Here is a 23,964-nt window from a genome sequence, read left to right on the forward strand (position 1 = left end):
TCCTCAAAATGGCGTAACGTCCTATGCTACATTTGTTTGCTGGCCTGGATTTACATACCGGGCTTTTATTATTGCTTGCTCTGGCTTTTGTGCTGTTCTACGAAGCGATTAACGGCTTCCATGACACAGCCAATGCAGTCGCAACCGTGATTTACACCCGTGCGATGCGTTCGCAGCTGGCGGTTGTCATGGCGGCGGTGTTTAACTTTTTTGGCGTTTTGCTGGGGGGTCTCAGCGTGGCGTATGCCATTGTGCATATGCTACCAACGGATCTCCTGCTCAACATGGGTTCCGCGCACGGCCTCGCTATGGTCTTTTCCATGTTGCTGGCGGCGATTATCTGGAACCTCGGCACCTGGTATTTCGGGTTGCCGGCGTCCAGTTCCCACACGCTGATTGGCGCCATTATCGGCATCGGTTTAACCAATGCGATGATGACCGGCACGTCAGTGGTGGATGCGCTTAACATCCCGAAAGTTATCAATATTTTCGGTTCACTCATTATCTCCCCTATTGTCGGTCTGGTATTCGCCGGCGGTCTGATTTTCTTGCTGCGCCGCTACTGGAGCGGTACTAAGAAACGCGCCCGTATCCACCTGACGCCAGCCGAACGTGAAAAGAAAGACGGCAAGAAAAAGCCGCCGTTCTGGACGCGTATCGCGCTAATCCTCTCAGCTATCGGCGTGGCGTTTTCGCATGGCGCGAACGATGGTCAGAAAGGCATTGGCCTGGTCATGCTGGTGCTGATTGGCGTCGCGCCTGCGGGTTTCGTGGTCAATATGAATGCCTCCAGCTACGAAATCACCCGTACGCGCGATGCTATCAACAATGTCGAAACGTACTTTGAGCAGCGTCCTGACCTGCTGAAAGCCGTCACCGGCGTTGACCAACTGATTCCGTCTCCGGAACCGGGCGCGACTGAACCGACTGAATTCCACTGCCATCCGGCTAACACCATTAACGCGCTTAACCGTGCGAAAGGGATGCTGGCAAACGTGGAAAGCTACGACAAGTTAAGCGTTGAACAGCGTAGTCAGTTGCGTCGCATTATGCTGTGCATTTCCGACACGACCGATAAAGTCGTGAAATTGCCTGGCGTAAGCAGCGATGACCAGCGCCTGCTGAAAAAGCTGAAGACCGATATGTTAAGCACCATTGAGTATGCGCCGGTGTGGATCATTATGGCAGTGGCGTTGGCGCTGGGTATTGGTACGATGATCGGCTGGCGTCGCGTGGCGACCACTATCGGCGAGAAAATTGGTAAAAAAGGCATGACGTATGCGCAGGGAATGTCGGCGCAGATGACGGCGGCAGTCTCTATCGGTCTTGCCAGCTACACCGGTATGCCAGTTTCTACCACTCACGTACTCTCCTCTTCAGTGGCGGGAACCATGGTCGTTGATGGCGGCGGGTTGCAGCGTAAAACCGTGACCAGCATTCTGATGGCCTGGGTATTTACGTTACCGGCGGCGATTATTCTTTCCGGCGTGCTGTACTGGCTTTCCCTGAAGATTATTTAAGCCAAATGGGCCGGATAGCGCTGTCGCTAATCCGGCCTGTCAGGATGAAACGACACAGGCCTGACAGGCCGCTACAAGCGGCGTCATCCGGGAGGCTTATCTAATACGAGCGGGTCAGGAAACTGGCCCGCTTTTTTTATTCAGTGCCAAATCATGAGCGCAATCAAGCTCACCACCACTAAACCGCATAACGCGCTGGTCAGCAGAAACTGGCGGCGCACGCGTTCACAACGGCGAATAAATTCTTCATCATGATGATCGCGATAGCGCTGAGCGTAGATATACCATACCAGGCGCACCTGTTTGTTGGGCTGACCATGCGTGGTAAAGAAGCCGCCGCCATCGACATATTGATAGAGCAAAGGATCGCAACCACGAAGTACCACTAACAGTGCGCGTAGCGATGAGAAATAGCGCGCCATATTAACAATGCAAACGACACATAAAGCCCAGAATAGTGAGACGGTGCTTATCATATCTCCTCCCCGGCGACCCGCCCACGGAGTTCCTCTCCGGGACTACCGCTCCCCGATACCCTGCCAGACAATCAGTGAAAGAGTACTACGAAAGCCGTCCATATTAGCGCTCCGCATTCGAACGGCTCTTATACACATTGTAGGAGATCAGTTAATTTTTTTACCAGAAGGTTAATCACTATCAATGCAATTCCCTGAAAATTTTGTTTAACTAACTGGCAAGCAAGGCAGATTGACGGATTATCCTGGTCGCTATAATGTAAGGATAGTTATGGTAAACGGCTGAGCTAGCCCCGCGCATAGAGTTCGCAGGACGCGGGTGACGCGGCGGCATAAGAAACGCCAGTAGCTCAATGGTCATCGACAACTTATGGAAGGAGTAACACTATGGCTTATAAACACATTCTTATCGCAGTTGATCTCTCCCCGGAAAGTAAAGTTCTGGTTGAAAAAGCGGTCTCTATGGCGCGCCCCTACAACGCGAAAATCTCCCTCATCCACGTTGACGTGAATTATTCTGACCTGTACACCGGTCTGATTGACGTCAATCTGGGCGATATGCAGAAACGTATCTCCGAAGAAACCCACCACGCGCTGACCGAGCTGTCTACCAACGCTGGCTACCCTATCACTGAAACCCTGAGCGGTAGCGGCGATTTGGGCCAGGTGCTGGTTGACGCCATCAAGAAATACGATATGGATCTGGTCGTTTGCGGTCATCACCAGGACTTCTGGAGCAAACTGATGTCTTCTGCGCGCCAGCTGATCAACACCGTTCACGTTGACATGCTGATTGTTCCGCTGCGCGACGAAGAAGAGTAATACTTGCCGTGCCGGCTGGCGGCTAAGACCGCATCTGGTCTATAGTCAATCAGGTTGGCCTGAACCATCAGGCAAATTCCGGCTATCAACAACAACGCCCGCTTATGTGGGCGTTTTGTTTATCCCCCCTTCTTCGCAGTACTCAGTACATCATTCCATCACACCAAACATAATTAGTGTGATCCACTAATTAGTTTGCGTATCATTTGTATAATAACCTATTGATCAGGCTAATAACCGCAGTCTATATCAGGGTAAGTCTTTTCGGCGCGTTTTGATATACGCGCTCATACGTTTCGGGATGGCATTAAAAGGCGAAGGAATATGAATACAACTGCACCTACGGGCTTGCTGCAGCAACCTCGTCCATTCTTCATGATCTTTTTTGTAGAATTATGGGAACGATTTGGCTATTACGGCGTCCAGGGCATCCTGGCGGTCTTTTTCGTTAAACAATTGGGTTTTTCTCAGGAACAGGCCTTTATTACCTTTGGCGCTTTTGCGGCGCTGGTTTATGGCCTGATCTCCATCGGCGGCTATGTTGGCGACCATCTGTTAGGGACTAAACGCACCCTGGTCCTGGGCGCAATTGTGCTGGCGATTGGCTATTTTATGACCGGCATGTCGCTATTAAATCCCGATCTGATTTTTATCGCACTGGGTACGATTGCCGTGGGCAACGGGTTATTTAAAGCCAATCCCGCCAGCCTGCTCTCTAAATGCTATCAGCCTAAAGATCCCCGGCTGGATGGCGCTTTCACCCTGTTTTATATGTCGATTAACATCGGTTCTTTGTTATCGCTATCGCTGGCGCCGGTGATTGCCGATAAATTTGGCTATGCGGTGACCTATAATCTGTGCGGCGCTGGTTTAATTGTTGCGCTTCTGGTGTACTTCGCCTGCCGTGGCATGGTGAAAAATATCGGTTCTGAACCGGATCATAAACCGCTACGTTTTCGCAATTTGCTGCTGGTACTACTCGGCACCGTCGTCATGATTTTCCTCTGCGCCTGGCTGATGCACAACGTTAAGATTGCCAATCTGGTGCTCATCGTCCTTTCTATCGTCGTCACTATTTTCTTCTTTCGCGAAGCGTTTCGTCTGGATAAAACCGGCCGCAATAAAATGTTCGTGGCGTTTATTCTGATGATTGAAGCCGTGCTGTTTTACATTCTGTATGCGCAGATGCCTACCTCGCTGAACTTCTTTGCGATTAATAACGTGCATCATGAAATTCTTGGATTCGCCATTAACCCGGTGAGTTTTCAGGCGCTGAACCCATTCTGGGTGGTCGTCGCCAGTCCGGTACTGGCAGCGATTTACACCCGACTGGGTAGCAAAGGCAAAGATCTAACTATGCCGATGAAGTTTACGCTCGGCATGTTCCTCTGCGCGCTGGGTTTTCTGACCGCCGCCGCCGCCGGGATGTGGTTTGCCGATGCGCAAGGATTGACGTCGCCGTGGTTTATCGTGCTGGTGTATCTGTTCCAGAGTCTGGGCGAGCTGCTGATTAGCGCGCTGGGGCTGGCGATGGTCGCCGCTCTGGTGCCGCAGCATCTGATGGGCTTTATTCTGGGAATGTGGTTCCTGACCCAGGCCGCCGCCTTCCTGCTCGGCGGTTATGTGGCGACCTTCACTGCCGTACCGGAAAACATCACCGATCCGTTACAGACGCTGCCAATTTATACCGGCGTCTTTAGCAAAATTGGTCTGGTAACGCTGGCGGTCACCGTGGTGATGGCCATTATGGTGCCGTGGTTAAACCGAATGATTAATACGCCAGGTACCGAACAGTAATACTCAGTGCCGGATGCGGCTTACGCCTTATCCGGCCTACAAATAATTGAGAATCGTAGGCCCGATAAGCGCAACGCCATCGGGCAATCCGTTACTCCGTCAGAGGGGTTCCGGCATAAATATCAAACCGATGCCCTTTGGTAACGATGGCGTTGGGCGTCGCGACATCCGCCAGCGGCGGCGCATAATCGGGACGTTTGACCACCACGCGTTTGGTCGCCAACTGACGCGCCGGTTCCAGCAGTCCGTCGGCGTCTAAATCCGGCCCCACCAACGACTGAAACACCCGCATCTCTTTCTTCACCAGCGCGCTTTTCTGCCGGTGAGGAAACATCGGATCGAGGTAGACCACCTGCGGGCGCGGCGTGATATCGGTTAACGCCGTCAGGCTGGAAGCATGAATCAACTGCAAACGCTCCTGAAGCCAGCTGCCAATATCCGCATCGGCGTAGCCGCGCGTCAGACCGTCATCAAGCAGCGCGGCGACTACCGGATTACGCTCCAGCATCCGCACGCGGCAACCGACGGACGCCAGCACAAACGCATCGCGCCCCAGCCCCGCCGTGGCATCGACCACATCCGGCAGATAATCGCCTTTGATACCGACGGCTTTCGCCACCGCTTCGCCGCGCCCGCCGCCGAACTTACGTCGATGGGCCATCGCGCCGCCGACAAAATCGACGAAAATGCCGCCGAGCTTCGGTTCGTCGCGCTTGCGCAGCTCCAGATGTTGCGGCGTCATCACCAGCGCCATTAGATTGTCTTCGTCATGCTCCAGTCCCCAGCGGGCAGCCAGAACAGATAAGGCGCCGTCTGTGGCGCCCGTTTCATCCATTAAGCAGATTTGCACGTAAAATCAGCCTTTAATCCCGTAATGCTCCAGCATCGCGTCCAGCTGTGGTTCACGGCCACGGAAGCGTTTAAAGAGTTCCATCGGCTCTTCAGAACCACCGCGAGTCAGGATGTTATCAAGGAACGACTGACCGGTCTCACGGTTGAAAATGCCTTCCTCCTCAAAGCGGGAATAAGCGTCCGCCGCCAGTACGTCGGCCCACAGATAGCTGTAGTAGCCTGCCGCATAGCCGCCAGCAAAGATATGGCTGAACGCATGTGGGAAACGGCCCCATGTCGGTGACGGCACCACGGCGACCTGTTTTTTGATTTCAAAGAGCGTCTCAAGAATTTTCGCTCCTTGCTGCGGATTAAATTCCGCATGCAGACGGAAATCAAACAGACCGAACTCCAGCTGACGCAGAATAAACAGCGCCGCCTGATAGTTTTTCGCCGCCAGCATTTTATCCAGCAGTTCCTTCGGCAACGGCTCGCCGGTTTCATAGTGGCCGGAAATAAACGCCAGCGCTTCCGGCTCCCAGCACCAGTTTTCCATAAACTGACTTGGCAGTTCGACCGCGTCCCACGGCACCCCGCTGATACCGGAGACCCCGGCGGTCTCAATGCGGGTCAGCATATGATGCAGGCCATGACCAAACTCGTGGAACAGGGTGATCACTTCGTCATGGGTAAACAGAGCGGGTTTACCGTTCACCGGACGGTTGAAATTACAGGTCAGATAAGCGACCGGCTTTTGCAATGTGCCGTCCGCTTTACGCATCTGGCCGACACAGTCGTCCATCCACGCCCCGCCGCGTTTGTGTTCGCGCGCGTACAGGTCAAGGTAGAAGCTGCCGCGCAGCTCGTTATTTTCGTCATACAGTTCAAAGAAACGCACCTCCGGGTGCCAGACATCAACATCAGTACGCTCTTTGGCGGTGATGCCGTAAATACGTTTCACCACTTCAAACAGGCCGTTCACGGCTTTGTTTTCCGGGAAGTACGGGCGTAGCTGCTCATCGCTGATGCTGTACAGGTGCTGTTTTTGCTTTTCACTGTAGTACGCGATATCCCACGGTTGCAGCTCCTCAACGCCAAATTCGGCTTTGGCGAAGGCGCGCAGCTGGGCCAGCTCTTTTTCCCCCTGCGGACGGGCGCGTTTCGCCAGATCGGTTAAGAAATCGAGCACCTGCTGCGGATTTTCCGCCATCTTGGTGGCCAGTGACTCATGGGCATAATTTTCGAAGCCCAGCAGTTGCGCCAGTTCATGGCGCAGCGCAAGAATTTCTTCCATCACCGGGCTGTTATCCCACTTACCGGCGTTCGGCCCCTGGTCGGAGGCGCGAGTGGAATAGGCGCGATACATCTCTTCACGCAACGCCTGGTTGTCGCAGTAGGTCATCACTGGCAGATAGCTCGGGATATCCAGAGTCAGCAGGTAACCTTCCTGCTCTTTGGCTTCCGCCTGGGCTTTAGCGGCGGCGAGCGCGCTTTCCGGCATTCCCGCCAGCTCGGCTTCGTCGGTGATGAGCTTCGTCCAGCCCATGGTGGCATCGAGCACATTATTGCTGTACTGGTTGCCCAGCTCAGACAGGCGAGTGGCGATTTCGCCGTAACGCTGCTGTTTCTCTTTCGGCAGGCCAATGCCGGACAGTTCAAAATCACGCAGCGCGTTATCGACCGCTTTCTTCTGCGCGGTATTCAGAGTGGCGTAATGATCGCCGTCGCGCAGGTCGCGGTACGCGTTGTACAGTCCTTCATGTTGCCCAACCCAGGTGCTGTATTCAGACAGCAGCGGCAGCGTCTGTTCGTAGGCTTCACGTAGCTCCGGACTATTTTTCACCGAGTTTAAGTGGCTAATTGGCGAGAAAATACGCCCCAGAACATCGTCGGCTTCCGCCAACGGCTGGCAGAGGTTTTCCCAGCTATACGGCGCGCCATGCGCCACAACGCCTTCTACCGCCGCCCGGCAATCGGCCAACGCTTTGGTGACCGCAGGCACCACATGCTCCGGTTTAATTGCAGAAAAAGGCGGCAGTGAAAAAGACGTTAGTAATGGATTGGTCATATGCGCAGTCCTGGTCTAAAAAAGAAATGAAGCGCTCTATCGCGCTTTCGCTATGGATCTAGAATGGGGGATAGTTGGGGGAATTTCAATGATGGTGGGCGCTCATTTCACCCGTGCAGCAACGCCAGCATCCGAACGTAGGCATTGCTGCTGAATCCAATTTTAACGACTGAAGATCAGTAGCTGTAGCGGCATAGTGACAATATCCAGCGCCAAAGTTACCGGCAGCAACACTCTGCCAAATTTTGCCCCGGACATACTGCGCTGATACTGATAGAACTCAACGGTGAAAGGATGGTAAAACGCTAGCTGCTGAGTAACGCTCTGATCTTTATTTTTCTGATGGATAGTCCCCTTCAGGTCCATGACGGATAGCGTGCAATTTACCGCGCCGTCTGCACAAATAAACCCATAGCCTACCGCTGCCAGTTTATCTTTCTCGTCCACCCAGGCGTAAGTCACATTGACTTCACCCGTAAACTCCTTCTTATCTGTATCAATCAGGAATTTAACACCATCCTTTACTCGCATTTTATCCCGGCGAATAGTCGCATCTTTTAACAGCGCCACCACATTATCGCCGCCCTGAGTCAACAGGTAGTCAAAATGTTCGCCAACAAACACCCAGCCCGTTTTCCCGTTGCTATCTTTACCTAAGGAAAGCGCGGTAACGGTATCCGATTTCCAGGTAGACTGATGACGATTGCCATCTTTATCGGTGGCAAGTATCAGCCCAAATGAAAGACAGCCCGACAGCGAACAGCAAACCAGTAATAAAAACAGCGTGCGAACGACACATTTTCCATAATGGAACATCAATGAATCCTTTCTTTTCTATTATTAGCGCTATCGTTTTAATCAAATAAACAAGGTAAAACCAGCACTATCATCATAATAAAAACGATTTCAGAATAAGACCCGACAGGGGTAAGTCGGTGGACGCGTCGCGGCATGATTAGCGTTAAATTCAGATAGGTTTTTCATGGGCGTTTTTCTGAAAACAGGGCCGTGGCATCAATCGCTGTCATTTTTGCGCAAACTGCCCATGTATAATATTCTCAACTTTTTCGTTTCTGGAATACAAGGATTGTATATGACCACGTTATTACAGGTTATTGTACTGATATTTATTGTTTTCTTTATTTTCCCTGGGCGAAAAATTTTCCGTCGGAGTAAGCATCTGCAAGATGGCCGTAAATTAATTTCATCTTCTTCGCTGCTGCTGCGAAAATTTGGCAGTTCTCGCAGCTATAACGCGGATTACTACTTTGACATGCAGTACCTCTATGAAGTCGCGGACGGTATCACCACCGCGATACCACTCACCAGCATCATTGAGGCGAAACCGGGAACAACGAGAGTCAGTGGTCGTTCAGTCTGGTCAGTCGACTGGATAACAGCGGAAGGGCAAAGAAAACAGACGCGCTTCCTTCATAACTACACCCTATTCAATCGAAATTTTGCCACCTTCCTTAAGACCGTAAAACAGGCCAATCCAGACGCCTGCATCACTTCGTTGACGTTATTTACGCTCTGACGCCACAGCCTACTTGTTTTTCCTCCTGGCCAACGGCGATAAAAGCGCAAGAGCGGTAATCTCTACGGATCTGCGGTAAACTATCGGCTAACTTGTTTACTTCCCGGAATATCTGCATCCATGCTCAGTTATCGTCACAGCTTTCACGCTGGCAACCACGCCGACGTCCTTAAACATACCGTTCAGAGCCTGATCATCGAGTCGCTAAAAGAGAAAGAAAAACCGTTTCTCTATCTGGACACGCACGCGGGCGCGGGGCGTTATCAGTTGGGCAGCGAACATGCTGAACGTACCGGAGAGTATCTGGAAGGCATCGCCCGTATCTGGCAGCAGGACGATCTGCCCGCCGAACTGGAACCGTATATTAGCGTCGTAAAACATTTCAACCGCAGCGGGCAGTTACGCTACTATCCGGGCTCTCCGTTAATCGCCCGCCAGTTGCTGCGTGAGCAGGACAGTCTGCAACTCACGGAATTGCATCCCAGCGACTTCCCACTGTTGCGCGCGGAGTTTCAAAAAGACAACCGCGCCCGTGTGGAACGCGCTGACGGCTATCAGCAACTGAAAGCCAAATTACCGCCGGTTTCCCGCCGCGGTCTGATCCTCATTGACCCGCCTTATGAAATGAAAACCGACTACCAGGCGGTAGTCAGCGGCATCAGCGAGGGTTATAAACGTTTCGCCACCGGGACATACGCGCTATGGTATCCGGTGGTACTCCGCCAGCAAATTAAGCGCATGATTCATGAGCTGGAGGCCACTGGCATCCGTAAAATCCTGCAAATTGAGCTGGCGATCCGCCCGGACAGCGATCAGCGCGGGATGACGGCGTCCGGTATGATCGTGGTTAACCCGCCGTGGAAACTGGAGCAGCAGATGAACAACGTGCTACCGTGGCTGCACAGCAGGTTGGCGCCAAACGGTCACGGACACACTTCGGTAAGCTGGATCGTGCCGGAGTAATCACAGCCATCGGTGGAACCTTTCACCTTCAGGTATACAATCGCGAATATTTTGGCGGGTAGCGCAGAATCTATCCGTCCGACAACGAACATAAAGGAGCGGTCATGACCAAACACTATGATTACATCGCTATCGGCGGCGGCAGCGGCGGTATCGCCTCGATTAACCGCGCCGCTATGTACGGCCAGAAATGCGCGCTCATCGAAGCCAAAGAGCTGGGCGGCACCTGTGTTAACGTGGGCTGCGTGCCGAAGAAAGTGATGTGGCATGCCGCGCAGATTCGTGAAGCGATTCATCTGTATGGCCCGGACTACGGTTTTGACGCCACGATTAATCAGTTCGACTGGAGCAAGCTGATTGCCAGCCGTACCGCGTATATTGACCGCATCCATACTTCATACGACAACGTGCTGGGCAAAAATAACGTGGATGTGATTAAAGGCTTTGCCCGCTTTGTCGATGCCAAAACCATTGAAGTGAATGGCGAAACCATCACCGCCGACCATATTTTGATCGCTACCGGCGGCCGTCCGAGCCATCCGAGCATTCCAGGCGTGGAATACGGCATTGATTCCGACGGTTTCTTTGCGCTGTCTGCCTTGCCGGAGCGCGTCGCGGTGGTAGGCGCAGGTTATATCGCCGTTGAACTGGCTGGCGTTATCAACGCGCTGGGGGCGAAAACGCATCTGTTTGTCCGTAAACATGCGCCGCTGCGCAGTTTTGACCCGATGATTAGCGAAACGCTGGTTGAGGTGATGAACGCCGAAGGCCCGCAACTGCATACTCACGCCGTGCCGAAAGCGGTGGTGAAAAACGCCGACGGCAGTCTGACTCTGGAACTGGAAGATGGCCGCAGTGAAACCGTTGATTGCCTGATCTGGGCCATTGGTCGCGAACCGTCGACCGACAATATTAATCTGGCGGCAGCGGGCGTGAAAACCAATGAAAAAGGTTACATAATTGTCGATAAATTCCAGAATACCAACATTGAAGGCATTTACGCCGTTGGCGACAACACTGGCGCGGTAGAGCTAACGCCAGTCGCCGTCGCCGCCGGTCGCCGTCTCTCCGAGCGCCTGTTTAACAACAAGCCGGACGAGCATCTGGACTACAGCAACATCCCGACCGTGGTCTTTAGCCATCCGCCTATCGGCACCGTCGGGTTAAGCGAGCCGCAGGCGCGCGAGCAGTACGGCGACGAGCAGGTGAAAGTCTATAAATCATCGTTTACCGCTATGTATACCGCGGTGACGACGCACCGCCAGCCGTGCCGTATGAAGCTGGTCTGCGTCGGGCCGGAAGAAAAAATTGTGGGTATCCACGGTATCGGCTTCGGCATGGATGAAATGTTGCAGGGCTTCGCGGTAGCGCTGAAGATGGGCGCTACCAAGAAAGACTTCGATAATACCGTCGCCATCCACCCGACCGCATCGGAAGAGTTTGTGACCATGCGTTAAGATCTTGTGCGCCCATCTTCGAGGGTGGGCGCACAAGCCTGCATGATTAATACGTACTGAAATAACTCTGGATCAGTTCCGGATTACGCGTCTGAGTTAATGCCGTCATCAGCAACACTCGCGCCTTCGCCGGGTTGAGCGAGTCAGACACCAGCCCTGGCTGCCCTTGCGCCATCGGCGCTGATTGCCGACGCGGGCCGCATTGCAGCGGTAAACACCACCGGTTTGTCGCTTTTCACGGTCAAATTAAGAGCCTATCCCAGTAGGCGTTATTGGCGCAGCCAGTTTGGACACGGACAGCGCGCAAAAACCGGAGCGTACACGTAGTACGTGAGGATTTTGAGCACTGCCCAGGACCAAAATGGCAAGTAAAATAGCCCTAATGGGATAGGCTCTAAGAAAGTAGGCGGTTTCATCGAGCGTGTCAGTGCCATGAGTAATAACCACACCGTCAACATCGTCCCGCGCCAATAACGCATTCACCTTCTGTGAAAGTTTCAGGATGATATCGCTGGTCATATTTTCGCTACCAATATTCGCCACCTGCTCGCCGTCAACGCGAGCGATATTATTCATTTCCGGCACGGCATTTATTAATGTTTGCACGCCAAGTTCACCGGATTTATATCCGGCGGTTTGCGTATTATTGGCTGCCGTCCCGGCGATAGTACCGCCTGTCGCGAGAATAACAATATGCGGTAGTGACGTTGTGCTAAATACACAGTGGCTGATGAGCAGCAACACGGTGGCCATGAAAACTCTAATTTTCATTTTCTTCCTCTGAATTAAAAATAATAAGTGACGTGTGCTATAAAAATATTAATAACAATCAGGCCAGAACCATTTTTCCTATTAACAGCCCGACAATGACCGAGACAATCACGTTAACTAATCCCGGACGCATAAAACTATGGTTAAGCACATATTTGCCGATACGCGTCGTACCGGTATCGTCAAACGCCAGCGCCGCCAGACACTGCCCCGCCACCGGAATAAAGAAATAGCCGTTAACGGCAGGCCAGGAGCCGATTAACGCATAAGCGGGCAACCCTAACGCCAGCCCCAGCGGCAACAGAATTAACGTCGTTGCCGCCTGGCTGCTGACCATAGCGGACACGAAAAACATCATAATGGCGATAAGCCAGGTATGCTGTTGCAATAGAGTTTGCACTTCTGCCTTAATCAACGCGATATGACCATTCACGAACGTCTCACTCATCCAGGCCAGGCCGAAGGCGCAGACAATCGCCAGCGCGCCCGCCCGAAATACCGTACCGCTGATAATTTGATCGACCTGCGGCCGACATAACAACACAATCAGGCAGGCAAAAGAGAGCATCGTAATCTGGATAGCGGCGGACATCGAAAGCGGTTGTAGCCCTTTCGCTGTTTCCACCATGGGCCGCAGCGCCGGAATCAGTCCTAACAGAACGATAACGATCGCGCTGGTCAGAAATAACGCCACCGACAATTTGGCGCGCGAAGTGACCACCGTATTTTTACTTTCTTTCTGCGCAGGTTTAATTAACCCTTCAGCAAGCCGACGTTGATATTCCGGATCGTCTTTTAACTCTTTTCCTTTATTAAAGGTCGCTATTGCCCCCATCGCTACGCCGATTAACGTGGCGGGCACGCAAATCATCATAATGGTTGAAATAGAGACGCCCAACGGCGCCATTAAACCAATCATCGCCGCCATGGCGGCAGATATAGGACTGGCGGTGATCGCCTGTTGCGATGCGATAACGGAAATAGATAAAGGACGTTCCGGTCGAATACCAGAATCCCGTGCGACTTCAGAAATAACCGGTAACAAGCTATAAACGACATGCCCCGTTCCTGACATAAAAGTGAAGATATAACAGATAAACGGCGCTAATAACGTAATATAACGAGGGTGGCGACGCAGAATTTTTTCCGCCAGTTTGACCAGTAAATCCAGCCCGCCGGAGGCCTGTAAAGAAGCGGCCGCCAGGACAACAGAAAGAATAATCAGAATAACATCAATCGGTGGCGTAGAAGGCGTCAAGCCAAAAATAAAAACCATCACGCCGACGCCTAACCCGCCGACCATCCCTAAAAATACGCCGCCGATCCTGGCGCCTATCATCAGGGCCACAAGGATAAAACATAATTCCGTCCAAAACATACTTCCTCCTGGGTTATCTGGAGTGAGTGTCGCTTTACATTGAGGGACGTAACCTATTGTGCAAACGGTTTACCAAAACCAAATGCGCCGTAATGAGATAATACCTGCGCCGCCGATTTCCCGCCCTGCCGCATGGCGCGCAGCACGCTTTCTTTATCGGGTTCCGCCATACCCGATTGCAAAATGGAAAGCAAAAAACCGGTTAAGAAGGCGTCGCCTGCGCCCAGCGTATCGACAGGTTCGATATAAGCAGGTTGCCACTCCAGATAATCCGCGCCGGAAAAATAATAAACTTTTTCATGCCCGCAGGTGGCAATAATATGCCGACAGCCATAACGATAAAGTTTATTGAGTTTTATTTTGATTTCATCTGGCGATAACCCGCTACAGGAGACAAATCCATAATCTACCCACGGGCATACCTTTTCAAAATAGTCGTCTGTACCGCGCCCGGAAAAATCAAAAGAGAGTAAGACGGTTTGTTGTTTAATTTTCTCCAGTTCCGATTCCAGGTGGCCGTTAATACTGGAATGGACTAAGGTAAATTGTGATATATAGCGAAGATCGTCGTCAGACAGACTAAAAGGATGTTCCCGCAATACGCCGTTTTTGTTGCTGGCGACAAATTGCCGATCGCCATGCGAGAGACGGATACAGGCATACCCATTTTCGCCGGTATAATGGCGGCTGTGAGAGATGTCTATCTGTAGCTGGTGTAATACATCCTGTACGTGCTGCGCGGCGTCGTCATTGCCAAACGCCCCCATAAACGCGCTGGGGATGTCTGCTAATTTCGCATAGACAGCAAAATTTAATGCATTACCGCCGGGGTACATGATGCCGGAATGCAGGTATTTATCGACAACGTTGTCGCCAATACCCAATACGCTGATGCTCATCATTATTCCTTGTTTGTCTTTACAATAAAAAGCGTCCCTGCTTTTTTATCCATCCTGATGTAATTAATATTCCACTTTCCACATATAGCGGCGCGTCGTTAACGGATGCTGACGCGCCTCAGCTAACGCCCGATTGTAAACGGGATAAACGTTATTAAAGAGAGAGTGGTTAAAGTAATCAATAACCGTGGTTTTAATGGTCGATAGCCCCAGCTCTTTCGCATCGACAACTTCAATCCGGCGGCCATACTTTTTCAGGAAGTTTAACGCGCGTTCATCCACCGCCCGCGTATTGCCCTCGGAAAACTGGAAGAAGAAAGGCGTATTCGCATCGGTAATTTCAAACGGCCCGTGGAAAAACTCACCGCTATGAATACAGGCGGAATGTATCCATTGCATTTCCATAAAGATGCAGATGCTCTGTAGGTAGGCTGCGCCATAGCCCGCGCCGCTGGCGACGGTATAAATGACTTTATCGTCTTTATATTCCTGCGCGAACGCCTGCGCGCGTTCCGCAACCTGCTCGCAAGCGCGCCAGACGATACGGTTGATTTTGCTGACGCCATCCTGAAAATCGTCGTAGTGCGCATACCCTTCCGTCTGCTGGAGCAGTTCGACCGCACTCAGCAGGCCTTTCATCGTTTTCTCTCCGGCAATATCTTTACCGTCGCCAAACGTGTACGTTTCCACATAGTCGCAATGCGCCACCAACGGTGAATCCATTATCCAGGTTAAACCAATGACCGGCGCGCCGTGCTGACGGGCGATTTCAGCCGCTTTAATTGTCTCTGGCGTATTACCTTTGTGGGAGGCGACAACCACAACGGCATTTTCTCCCAGCGCTACCGGCGGGTTGTTAATAAATTCTCCGCTGTTATACAGACCGACAGTCAACGCTTTCGCTTCTTTTTCTAAAAATGCTTTCGCCGGATAGAACGCCGCATAAGAACCGCCGCACGCCACATAATAGACGTGTTTAACGCCTCCTTTCTCTGCCTGGCTGGTCACAATATTGCTAACTGTCTCTTTCATACCCATCATGCTTTCCTCTGGTTCCATCAATGATACAGGCGAGGATTCGCCATAAATGACTCATAATGTATTGTTATTTTTATATGACATTTAAAGACATTTGATCAAGATGGAAACCAAAAAAAATCGGGATCCGCGATCTGGATCCCGATTCAGCCTGCTCTTCGTTAGCGTAATGCTGACATCATACGGTAAACCGTATTTTATCGCCGACAATCAACTGTTGCGAAACGCAGGAGAGTTCTCCTTTGTTATCAATCATTTCACTTTTTATCAGGATCAGCGGATAACCCTCGTTGACGCCAAGATAATGGGCGACTTCAAAGCTGGCATAAACCAGTTCGATCATCTTACGGGAGTGGGTAAACCATAAGTGGTGTTTCTCGCGTAAGCATTCATACAAAGAGTGATTATTAAGATCTTCGTCCAGCAAAAACGCAAAACGAGGGGGAAGATGTACGGTTTCCAGCGATACCGCCACATCGTCGGCATAGCGGATACGTTCAATGACGACCGCTTTTTCGCCATCGTTCATATTCAGTAACGCTTTTGTCTCATCGTCTACCGATTCAAAAACGGATTTGATGGTGCGTGACCCCGGGCGACGTCCCTGGGACTGGCATAACTCGCTGAAACTCATGATGCCGGTCATGCTGCGCTGAAATTTCTCACCAGAGACAAAGGTGCCTTTGCCGGAGACACGGGTCAGCAAATTTTCACGCGTCAGCGCATCCAACGCCTTACGGACCGTGACCCTGCTCACCTGCCAGCGCGCGCTCAGTTCATTTTCCGTCGGGATCTGCTGGCCTGGTTTATACTCTCCACGCGCAATGGCCTCTTTTAAGGCGGCTTCAAGCTGCTTATAAAGCGGTTTGGCGCTTTTACTGTCGGGTTGCTCGATCATTTGTATCCATTTGTATTATCATGGTGCCATAGCTTGTATTATAACTATTTACGTTACCTTTGCTTGTGAATCCACGCCATGCGGTGACGTAGTGATACCGCTATGAAACGAATGTTCTGATTTTAGGTCTGGGGCGGGCGTCATGAAAATAGGATTTTCGCAATACTATTCAGTAAGTTATGAAGTGTTTTTCTTGAGAGACAAATTGCAAAATGTGATCTATCGCACACTTTGCCACTCAGGTATCGAAGCGAATGTCTACGCTTAATAGACAGCCGGGCAACACCCGTATCTTTTACGACGCAAGCCGGAGGTCCTTGTCATTATGCTCAACCAGAAATTAAACCCCACGCCTTCTGAAGATCTGACTATTGATGTCGATCTGCTTTATGAAACAGACCCGTGCGAGTTAAAGCTGGATGAAATGATCGAGGCGGAACCGGAGCCGGAGATGATCGAGGGGCTTCCCGCCTCTGACGCCCTGACCCCTGCCGATCGGTATCTCGAACTGTTCGAGCATGTACAGTCAACAAAACTGTTTCCAGACAGTAAAACGTTCCCGGACTGCGCGCCGAAGATGGACCCGCTTGATATCCTGATCCGCTACCGTAAGGTCAGACGCCACCGTGATTTTGACTTACGCCGCTTCGTCGAGAACCATTTCTGGCTACCGGAAACCTTATCCAGCGAGTATGTCTCTAACCCCGAAAACTCGCTCAAAGAACATATTGACCAGCTTTGGCCGATACTGACGCGCGAACCGCAGGATCATATTCCGTGGTCTTCGCTGCTGGCGCTGCCGCAATCCTATATCGTGCCGGGAGGCCGCTTTAGCGAAACCTATTATTGGGACTCTTATTTTACCATGCTGGGTCTGGCGGAAAGCGGGCGCGAAGATTTACTTAAATGTATGGCGGATAATTTCGCCTGGATGATTGAAAACTATGGCCATATTCCCAACGGCAACCGGACCTATTATCTGAGCCGTTCGCAGCCGCCGGTTTTCGCCCTGATGGTTGAACTGTTCGAAGAAGATGGCGTACGCGGCGCGCGGCGTTATCTCGACCATCTCAAAATGGAATACGCCTTCTGGATGGACGGCGCCGAATCGCTGGCGCTCAACCAGGCTTATCGCCACGTTGTGCGGATGCCGGACGGTTCCCTGCTGAACCGCTACTGGGACGATCGCGACACGCCGCGCGACGAGTCCTGGCTGGAAGATGTCGAAACCGCAAAACACTCCGGTCGTCCGCCCAATGAAGTCTACCGGGATTTGCGCGCCGGGGCGGCGTCCGGCTGGGACTATTCTTCACGCTGGCTACGCGATGCGGGCCGGCTTGCCAGCATACGTACGACCCAGTTTATCCCTATCGATTTGAACGCTTTTCTGTATAAACTGGAGAGCGCTATCGCCAATATTTCAGCGCTGAAAGGCGAACGTGACACCGAGGCGCTATTTCGCCAGAAAGCCAGCGATCGACGCGCCGCCGTGAACCATTATCTGTGGGATGATGAAAACGGCTGTTATCGGGACTATGACTGGCGACGCGAAGAAATGGCGCTCTTTTCCGCCGCCAGTATCGTGCCGCTGTATGTCGGTATGGCGAACCATGAGCAGGCCGACCGTCTGGCAAATGTGGTACGCAGCCGTCTGTTAACGCCCGGCGGGATTATGGCGACCGAATACGAAACCGGCGAACAGTGGGATAAACCGAACGGCTGGGCACCGCTGCAATGGATGGCGATTCAGGGCTTCAAACTGTATGGCGACGATATGCTGGGCGATGAAATCGCCCATAACTGGTTAAAAACAGTGAACCATTTTTATCAGGAGCACCACAAACTGATCGAGAAATACCATATTTCCGGCGGTACGCCCCGCGAAGGCGGCGGGGGCGAGTATCCGCTACAGGACGGGTTCGGCTGGACCAATGGCGTGGTGCGCCGCCTGATTGGCCTTTACGGAGAGCCTTAACCTGCTCCGGCCTCAGTGAATCGCATCATAAATGGCTGACTGAATTTTCAGCCATTTTTTATTGTCTGCGCTGGGCCGGGCCTGAGCGCGCAATCGGGCCTGCTCCGTATCGTGCTGCTGGCGCGTCACAACAGCCGGAACGGTGCAAAACGTTTGCAAATAGGTTTTATGCATCGCGGTCAGCGGCGCGCCGCTCGACATGTCATGACTTAACGTTGTGATAAATCGTCGGCAGGGTTTGACCTCATCCATCAGCGCGGGATAACGCAACAACAGTTGCAGCACCTCGGTATGTCCTGCCGCAAACGCCTGCTCCGTCCACGCGAGCTGCCAGTTCATTCCGCCCTGGAGGAACAGCGCCGTCACCCGCGTATCATTGCGCTCTATCGCCGCCCGCATGGTAAACGCATCCCAGGTAATCCCCATATGATTGAGCGTTTCCCGCGCGGAAGGCGCCTCGCGCGGCGGTTCATCCTGCGCCATTGCGGGAGCTTGCCCGTTATCGGAGCCTGGCGACGACGAACTAAATAGCCAGAACGCGCCCGCCAGTATCGCCAGCGTCATGACGCCAACCCCGGCCCACAAAGTGCCGGAAATAAGTTGCTCACGCTCTTCAGGCGTACGCGGAGGCCGCTTACGCGGTGGTTCTATGCTCTCGCTAATCTCATGCTTATCTCCCCCGGCCTGCCGATCTTTAAGCCGCGCGGTTTCCCAGAACTGGCGCAATTCACGTTCATCCGCCAGCAGAAACGAAGCGGGATTCACGCGGGTACGTTTTTCGGCATAGGCGCGCTGGATGGGCCGAACGATTTGCTGATACTGAACGTTTAGCAGCATAAGCTGCGCTGAGGTGAGCGGCTGCCTGGCGATAACCTCGTTTCGCGCGAGGCGGCAATCATCCAGAAACATACGCAGGGTGGTGCGCGACTCGGCGAACAGCGTTAACGCTGAGGCGTCATTAAAAATTCTGACGTAATGACGGGCAAACAATTTTTTATCAACCACCATAAGCGCCAGTTCGCTGAACAACATGCCCTCCAGCGCATGTTGATCTTCTCCCTGTTTTAACCACTGGCGCAAACGGTCCGGGCCGAAATGTTGCTTGAGGTAGTGATTCAGCGACGCCCGATCCGGCCATGCGCGCGCAATAAGCGCTTTTAACGTCAGTTCTATCGCCCGAAGCTGACGCTGCGCCTCAAGATGCGCCTCCTGGTCGGGGTCTTCCAGCTCAGTTTGATACGTCAGTAGCGGCTGCTGCTGACGTAGATGTTCCAGCGAGGTGACAAAACGCAACGCGGCAAGGAGTTGATTTTCGCTCACCTCTTGCCCGCTGTCATACTGGGGAACATGCTGCTGAAGGTGACGCAGTTGCAGCATAAACTGGCTCAACTGCGCGTCATTTATCCGCAATTTTTTCGCCACCGCGCCCCAACCGCCCAGGTTAAGACGCGCCTGCTCAAGTTGTTCCATGAACCACCGGGGCTCTTTTCCCTCTGTGGTATGAATACCCAGCAGCAGCAGGATTTCTATTGATGCCTGGCGGATAATCCCCAGGCTATGTTCAAAAGGCGCGCGTGTCGCCTGCGAAGCGCTATTCGTCATTATCTTCCCTAAAAAGACGATCCCGCGACGAGATCTTCGTTTTCTTTTAATTATGTTTTTTCATAGATATAACAGATTTAGCCACATTTCAGTGACTTAATCTTAATGATTGCAAATTTATAAGAAGATCGGTTACTAACCAAAAACATCAGTTTTTCATTCTGTCAACGCGGCGTGACGCTGAACGGCATAGACCTTTTCCCTGCCTGCGTTTGGCCGTCTGACCGCTAGCCACGCGTGCAGCACACTTTATAATCGCGCTTTTTATGAGAAAGATGCCATGCCGCACATTTCATCTCGCTTTAGCTCCGCCTGCGTCGCGTTTATTAAACAGTGGCAGGGTCTGTCGCTGGAAAAGTATCGCGATCGGCAGGGTAACTGGGTGATTGGTTACGGGCATATGTTGACGCCGGATGAGACGCTGACGTTCATTACGCCCGACCAGGCGGAGGCATTCTTGCTGGATGACCTCAATAGCTGCGATATGCTGCTACAGAATTGTTTGCCGGAACTTAACGATCGGTTTCAACGCGAAACGCTTATTGCGCTGATGTTCAGCATCGGACATCAGCGTTTTTTATCATTAATCAATACGGGTGATATTTCACAGCCAGAAATAAGCGGACTGCGAATTTAACGTCGTTAATTCGATTCATTTAACATCATGGCGGCCTGGGTACGATTTTTTACATCCAGCCGCCGGTAAAGCGACTCCAGATGCGCTTTAACCGTCCCGGTACTAATATTTAACGCCCGCCCAATTTGTTTATTTGATTCTCCAGCGGCAAGCATCTGTAAAATTTCCCGCTGGCGGGCGCTTAACGCTTTTATATCACGGGACTCCAGCTCCGTTGAATTTAACCAATCCCCCGGTAAAAACATCATCCCGCGAGCGACAGCATTGAGCGCAAGGACAAAGGTTTCGGCATCAGAATCGCGTGGCACCACGGCCTGAACGTTAAATTGCATGACTTCATGCAGCCACTTTTGACTGCCATCCATCGCCGTGATAATAATCTTCACCTCCGGAAATTGCTGCGCGATTCTTTGTAACACCTCGCGGCAAAATTCAGCATCCAGGCCGCTATCCAGCATGACCAGCGCATCCGGCGCGCTTTCTATTTTTTGCCAGAGTTCTTCTGCCTGACCGACACTCTGGATACTTATTCCTGGAATGTGCTGCTGCAAACTGATTTTCATTCCATGAATAAATATTGACTGCCTGTCAAACATGATTACCTGCATTACTTTTCTCCACCTGGGTAAGATAATAGTCTCAAGATGAGGAAGGGTATTACCCGTAGGGTAAAATAAGAAGTCGCCATTTGGTATAGGCCATTTTACCGATAGTCATTGGTTGAGGAAGGGAAAGGTTATGAATATTTACAGCTTCAACATCGGGATTACAGAATTCGCTAAAATTAGCCTTTTAAAGTAAGGAATATCTTATTAGCGCGAACAGCCAAGGCTAATTTGAATATTAATTTAATGAAGAGTACGCCTGGCGCGTCACAAAGGAAATATCTGCTTTTCGCCTTATGTGTTACAAAAAATAAAGTAGCACATTTTGTTAAAAAATAGCCAATCCGCCTGAAAACCGCGACGATGGGTCAATGACAATACCGTGTATGTACATACATTTCTCTCTCCCACTACACCCGCTGTTATCGGCGTGTTTTACCGCTCTCGACCCGTTTATCGGCTTTTTGGCGCTAAAATGCCTGGCCGGAAGGCGATAAATCCGCCGCGCAACGCGATCAGACGTATTCGTCACGCGAGCAATGATTGCGAAAGGGCTTATTAGGTGCTAGAAAATCAATAAAACCAGCCGCTTCAGCGTCACTGTTTCAATAAGAACAATAATAGAGCCTGATGATGGATAAAATATATGCAATGAAATTGTTTGTACGCGTGGCGGAACGGGAAAGTTTTTCCCGCGCAGCAGAGGATATCGGCCTTCCCAAAGGCAGCGTCTCACGGCAAATACAAGCGTTAGAACATCAACTGGGCATCCGCCTGCTCCACCGCACCACCCGGCGGGTACAGCTTACTCAGGACGGAATGGTTTACTACGAACGGGCAAAAGATCTGTTGAGTAACCTGGATGAACTGGAGGGTCTTTTCCAGCCTGATCCCGCCAGTATCAGTGGCAAAATACGGGTAGATATACCGCCATGTCTCGCAAACAGCCTCATCATGCCGCGCCTGCCCACTTTTTTGCATCAGTATCCCGGCATTGCGCTGGAACTTTGTAGTAGCGATCGACAGGTCGATTTACTACGGGAAGATTTCGACTGCGTGGTGCGCACAGAACCGCTACATGCGCCAGGGATACTGACGCGCCCGCTTGGCAAACTGAGGAGGGTGAACTGCGCCAGCCCACAATACCTGGCGCGCTTTGGGTATCCAGAAAACCTTGACGACCTCGCCTCACATGCGGTGGTGCATTATTCATTGACGCCGGGAGTCTCTTCACCGGGTTTTGCCTTTGAAACTCCCCACGGTATGCAGTGGGTAAAAACCGGCGGAATGCTAACGGTAAACAGTACGGAAACCTGGCATACGGCCTGTCTGGCAGGATTAGGGATCATTCAGACGCCGCGCATTGCTGTACGGGAGGCGTTACGCGCCGGAACGCTCATTGAAATTTTACCGCAATATCGCGCCGCTCCACTGCCGGTGACGCTGCATTATCCCCATCGCCGTAATCTTTCCCGCCGGGTACACCTGTTTATGGTATGGCTGACTGAAACCATTAAAGAGGCCGCAGAGTAGCCGCATTTTCAGCATCCACCGGGGAGAAGCTATACTGACATATTCTATTAATGATGAAGGACTACCGACCTGATGACGCAGGAAAATGACGTAAAACGCCCTATTCAGGAACTGGAGCACGACCCGATACAAAAAATAGAAACGCAGCCGCATGACGCCCCGGAAAAAAACGAAAAGGCAAATCAGGCGTTGCATTCCGTCACCTCCCTGGTGCAAAAAATTCAGCGTCAACCAATGGTGGCCCACCTCATTCGCGCGACCGAACGTTTTAACGATCGACTGGGTAATCAGTTTGGCGCGGCTATCACCTACTTTTCGTTTCTGTCGATGATCCCGATAATGATGGTGTCCTTTGCCGCGGCAGGTTTTATCCTCGCCTCGCACCCTAATCTACTGGAAGATATTTTCAGCAAGATATTGATGAATGTGAGCGATCCTACGCTGGCGTCCACGCTTAAAAATACGATTAATACGGCGGTTCAACAGCGTACCACGGTAGGGCTGGTCGGACTGGGTATCGCGCTCTATTCCGGCGTTAACTGGATGGGCAACCTGCGGGAAGCGATTCGCGCCCAGTCACGGGACGTCTGGGAGCGCAAGCCGCAGGATCAGGAGAAAATCTGGCTCAAATATCTGCGCGATTTTATCTCGCTGATTGGATTATTAATCGCTTTAATCATTACGCTGTCCATTACTTCCATTGCCGGTTCCGCCCAGCAGATGATCATCTCCGCCTTGTACCTCGACAGCATCGAATGGTTAAAACCGGCCTGGCATTTGATCGGTCTGGCCATCTCTATTTTTGCCAACTATCTGCTTTTCTTCTGGATTTTCTGGCGACTGCCTCGCCATCGTCCCCGTAAAAAAGCGTTGATTCGCGGGACATTTATCGCCGCTATCGGTTTTGAGGTGATTAAAATCATTATGACTTATACGCTGCCGTCACTGGTGAAATCGCCTTCCGGCGCGGCGTTTGGCTCCGTACTCGGTCTGATGGCCTTCTTCTACTTTTTTGCCCGCCTGACGTTATTCTGCGCGGCCTGGATAGCCACCGCCGAATACAAGGACGACCCGCGAATGCCGGGTAAAACGCAACGCTAGTCTGCGGCTTGCTGCCGAATGGCACGCACGGCGTCGTCATTCGGCCTACTGGCGTG

At 51.9% G+C, this 23,964-nt stretch carries 20 protein-coding genes and 3 pseudogenes; 10 read left to right on the forward strand and 13 right to left on the reverse strand.

The genetic code is table 11. The features are described from left to right. Positions 1-23: 23 nt before the first annotated feature. The gene (pitA, locus tag NA986_RS13530; RefSeq protein ID WP_000902764.1) at positions 24-1,520 is read left to right on the forward strand and encodes an inorganic phosphate transporter PitA; all 1,497 of its coding nucleotides are present in this window, start codon (positions 24-26) and stop codon (positions 1,518-1,520) included. A 140-nt stretch (positions 1,521-1,660) separates the two neighbouring features. Here pitA and uspB read toward each other — a convergent pair whose 3' ends face one another. Then, a complete protein-coding gene (gene uspB, locus NA986_RS13535) occupies positions 1,661-1,996 on the reverse strand; it encodes a universal stress protein UspB (RefSeq protein WP_000626193.1) in 336 nt (111 codons plus the stop codon). Positions 1,997-2,383: 387 nt separating this feature from the next. Here uspB and uspA point away from each other — a divergent pair, with 387 nt between their 5' ends. Beyond that, a complete protein-coding gene (gene uspA / locus NA986_RS13540) occupies positions 2,384-2,818 on the forward strand; it encodes a universal stress protein UspA (protein ID WP_000323565.1) in 435 nt (144 codons plus the stop codon). A gap of 324 nt (positions 2,819-3,142) precedes the next feature. Beyond that, the gene (dtpB, locus tag NA986_RS13545; protein WP_001098275.1) at positions 3,143-4,615 is read left to right on the forward strand and encodes a dipeptide/tripeptide permease DtpB; all 1,473 of its coding nucleotides are present in this window, start codon (positions 3,143-3,145) and stop codon (positions 4,613-4,615) included. A 91-nt stretch (positions 4,616-4,706) separates the two neighbouring features. On the opposite strand, the gene rsmJ is transcribed toward dtpB, so the two are convergent. From rsmJ to NA986_RS13560, 3 genes are all read right to left on the reverse strand, one after another. Further along, entirely contained in the window at positions 4,707-5,465 is a 759-nt protein-coding gene (gene rsmJ / locus NA986_RS13550) for a 16S rRNA (guanine(1516)-N(2))-methyltransferase RsmJ (RefSeq protein ID WP_023216703.1), read from the reverse strand. Positions 5,466-5,471: 6 nt separating this feature from the next. After that, positions 5,472-7,514: an oligopeptidase A gene (gene prlC, locus NA986_RS13555; protein WP_000184178.1), complete on the reverse strand. Its 2,043-nt coding sequence runs from the start codon at positions 7,512-7,514 to the stop codon at positions 5,472-5,474. Between the two features lie 162 nt (positions 7,515-7,676). Next, on the reverse strand, positions 7,677-8,330 hold the full coding sequence (locus NA986_RS13560; RefSeq protein WP_000469190.1) for a hypothetical protein: 654 nt from the start codon (positions 8,328-8,330) through the stop codon (positions 7,677-7,679). 277 nt (positions 8,331-8,607) lie between these two features. Here NA986_RS13560 and NA986_RS13565 point away from each other — a divergent pair, with 277 nt between their 5' ends. The 3 genes from NA986_RS13565 (at position 8,608) to gorA (ending at position 11,471) form a co-directional block, all read left to right on the forward strand. Continuing rightward, positions 8,608-9,051, forward strand: a complete 444-nt coding sequence (locus tag NA986_RS13565; protein ID WP_031618999.1) for a hypothetical protein — start codon at positions 8,608-8,610, stop codon at positions 9,049-9,051. A gap of 120 nt (positions 9,052-9,171) precedes the next feature. Continuing rightward, positions 9,172-10,014 carry a 23S rRNA (adenine(2030)-N(6))-methyltransferase RlmJ gene (locus NA986_RS13570; RefSeq protein ID WP_000954235.1) on the forward strand — a complete coding sequence of 281 codons (843 nt, stop codon included), beginning with the start codon at positions 9,172-9,174 and terminating at the stop codon, positions 10,012-10,014. 104 nt (positions 10,015-10,118) lie between these two features. Beyond that, positions 10,119-11,471, forward strand: coding sequence for a glutathione-disulfide reductase (gene gorA, locus NA986_RS13575; RefSeq protein WP_000160768.1), 1,353 nt, complete (start codon positions 10,119-10,121; stop codon positions 11,469-11,471). A gap of 46 nt (positions 11,472-11,517) precedes the next feature. Here gorA and NA986_RS13580 read toward each other — a convergent pair. From NA986_RS13580 to NA986_RS13610, 7 genes and pseudogenes are all read right to left on the reverse strand, one after another. Further along, positions 11,518-11,643, reverse strand: a pseudogene (locus NA986_RS13580) (asparginase); the annotation flags it as partial. After that, positions 11,639-11,722: pseudogene (locus NA986_RS13585) on the reverse strand (asparaginase domain-containing protein); the annotation flags it as partial. The pseudogenes NA986_RS13585 and NA986_RS13580, both read right to left, overlap by 5 nt. 148 nt (positions 11,723-11,870) lie before the next feature. Beyond that, positions 11,871-12,242: pseudogene (gene fraE / locus NA986_RS13590) on the reverse strand (fructose-asparagine asparaginase); the annotation flags it as partial. Between the two features lie 58 nt (positions 12,243-12,300). Beyond that, positions 12,301-13,620 carry an anaerobic C4-dicarboxylate transporter family protein gene (locus NA986_RS13595; protein ID WP_000498935.1) on the reverse strand — a complete coding sequence of 440 codons (1,320 nt, stop codon included), beginning with the start codon at positions 13,618-13,620 and terminating at the stop codon, positions 12,301-12,303. A 53-nt stretch (positions 13,621-13,673) separates the two neighbouring features. After that, positions 13,674-14,519, reverse strand: coding sequence for a fructose-aspartate kinase (fraD, locus tag NA986_RS13600; RefSeq protein ID WP_000028430.1), 846 nt, complete (start codon positions 14,517-14,519; stop codon positions 13,674-13,676). Between the two features lie 63 nt (positions 14,520-14,582). Beyond that, the gene (fraB, locus tag NA986_RS13605; protein ID WP_010989080.1) at positions 14,583-15,560 is read right to left on the reverse strand and encodes a 6-phosphofructose-aspartate deglycase; all 978 of its coding nucleotides are present in this window, start codon (positions 15,558-15,560) and stop codon (positions 14,583-14,585) included. 175 nt (positions 15,561-15,735) lie between these two features. Beyond that, a complete protein-coding gene (locus tag NA986_RS13610) occupies positions 15,736-16,455 on the reverse strand; it encodes a GntR family transcriptional regulator (RefSeq protein WP_000572565.1) in 720 nt (239 codons plus the stop codon). A gap of 325 nt (positions 16,456-16,780) precedes the next feature. Here NA986_RS13610 and NA986_RS13615 point away from each other — a divergent pair, with 325 nt between their 5' ends. Further along, entirely contained in the window at positions 16,781-18,430 is a 1,650-nt protein-coding gene (locus NA986_RS13615; RefSeq protein WP_000934254.1) for an alpha,alpha-trehalase, read from the forward strand. Positions 18,431-18,442: 12 nt separating this feature from the next. Here the strand turns inward: NA986_RS13615 and NA986_RS13620 are convergent, their stop codons facing one another. Continuing rightward, positions 18,443-20,032 carry an STY4199 family HEPN domain-containing protein gene (locus NA986_RS13620; RefSeq protein ID WP_000185010.1) on the reverse strand — a complete coding sequence of 530 codons (1,590 nt, stop codon included), beginning with the start codon at positions 20,030-20,032 and terminating at the stop codon, positions 18,443-18,445. A gap of 280 nt (positions 20,033-20,312) precedes the next feature. Here NA986_RS13620 and NA986_RS13625 point away from each other — a divergent pair, with 280 nt between their 5' ends. Then, positions 20,313-20,669 (forward strand): glycoside hydrolase family protein, encoded by a 357-nt coding sequence (locus NA986_RS13625; RefSeq protein WP_023216705.1) that lies wholly within the window; start codon positions 20,313-20,315, stop codon positions 20,667-20,669. A gap of 5 nt (positions 20,670-20,674) precedes the next feature. On the opposite strand, the gene NA986_RS13630 is transcribed toward NA986_RS13625, so the two are convergent. Beyond that, the gene (locus NA986_RS13630; protein WP_001196081.1) at positions 20,675-21,277 is read right to left on the reverse strand and encodes a response regulator transcription factor; all 603 of its coding nucleotides are present in this window, start codon (positions 21,275-21,277) and stop codon (positions 20,675-20,677) included. Between the two features lie 630 nt (positions 21,278-21,907). Between NA986_RS13630 and NA986_RS13635 the strand changes: the two genes are divergently transcribed. Beyond that, positions 21,908-22,807: a LysR family transcriptional regulator gene (locus tag NA986_RS13635; protein WP_000358046.1), complete on the forward strand. Its 900-nt coding sequence runs from the start codon at positions 21,908-21,910 to the stop codon at positions 22,805-22,807. Between the two features lie 72 nt (positions 22,808-22,879). Continuing rightward, positions 22,880-23,908: an inner membrane protein YhjD gene (gene yhjD / locus NA986_RS13640; RefSeq protein ID WP_000191230.1), complete on the forward strand. Its 1,029-nt coding sequence runs from the start codon at positions 22,880-22,882 to the stop codon at positions 23,906-23,908. Positions 23,909-23,964: the final 56 nt, after the last annotated feature.

The sequence above is a fragment of the Salmonella sp. NW177 genome (genome assembly GCF_051811585.1).
Taxonomy (GTDB): domain Bacteria; phylum Pseudomonadota; class Gammaproteobacteria; order Enterobacterales; family Enterobacteriaceae; genus Salmonella; species Salmonella enterica.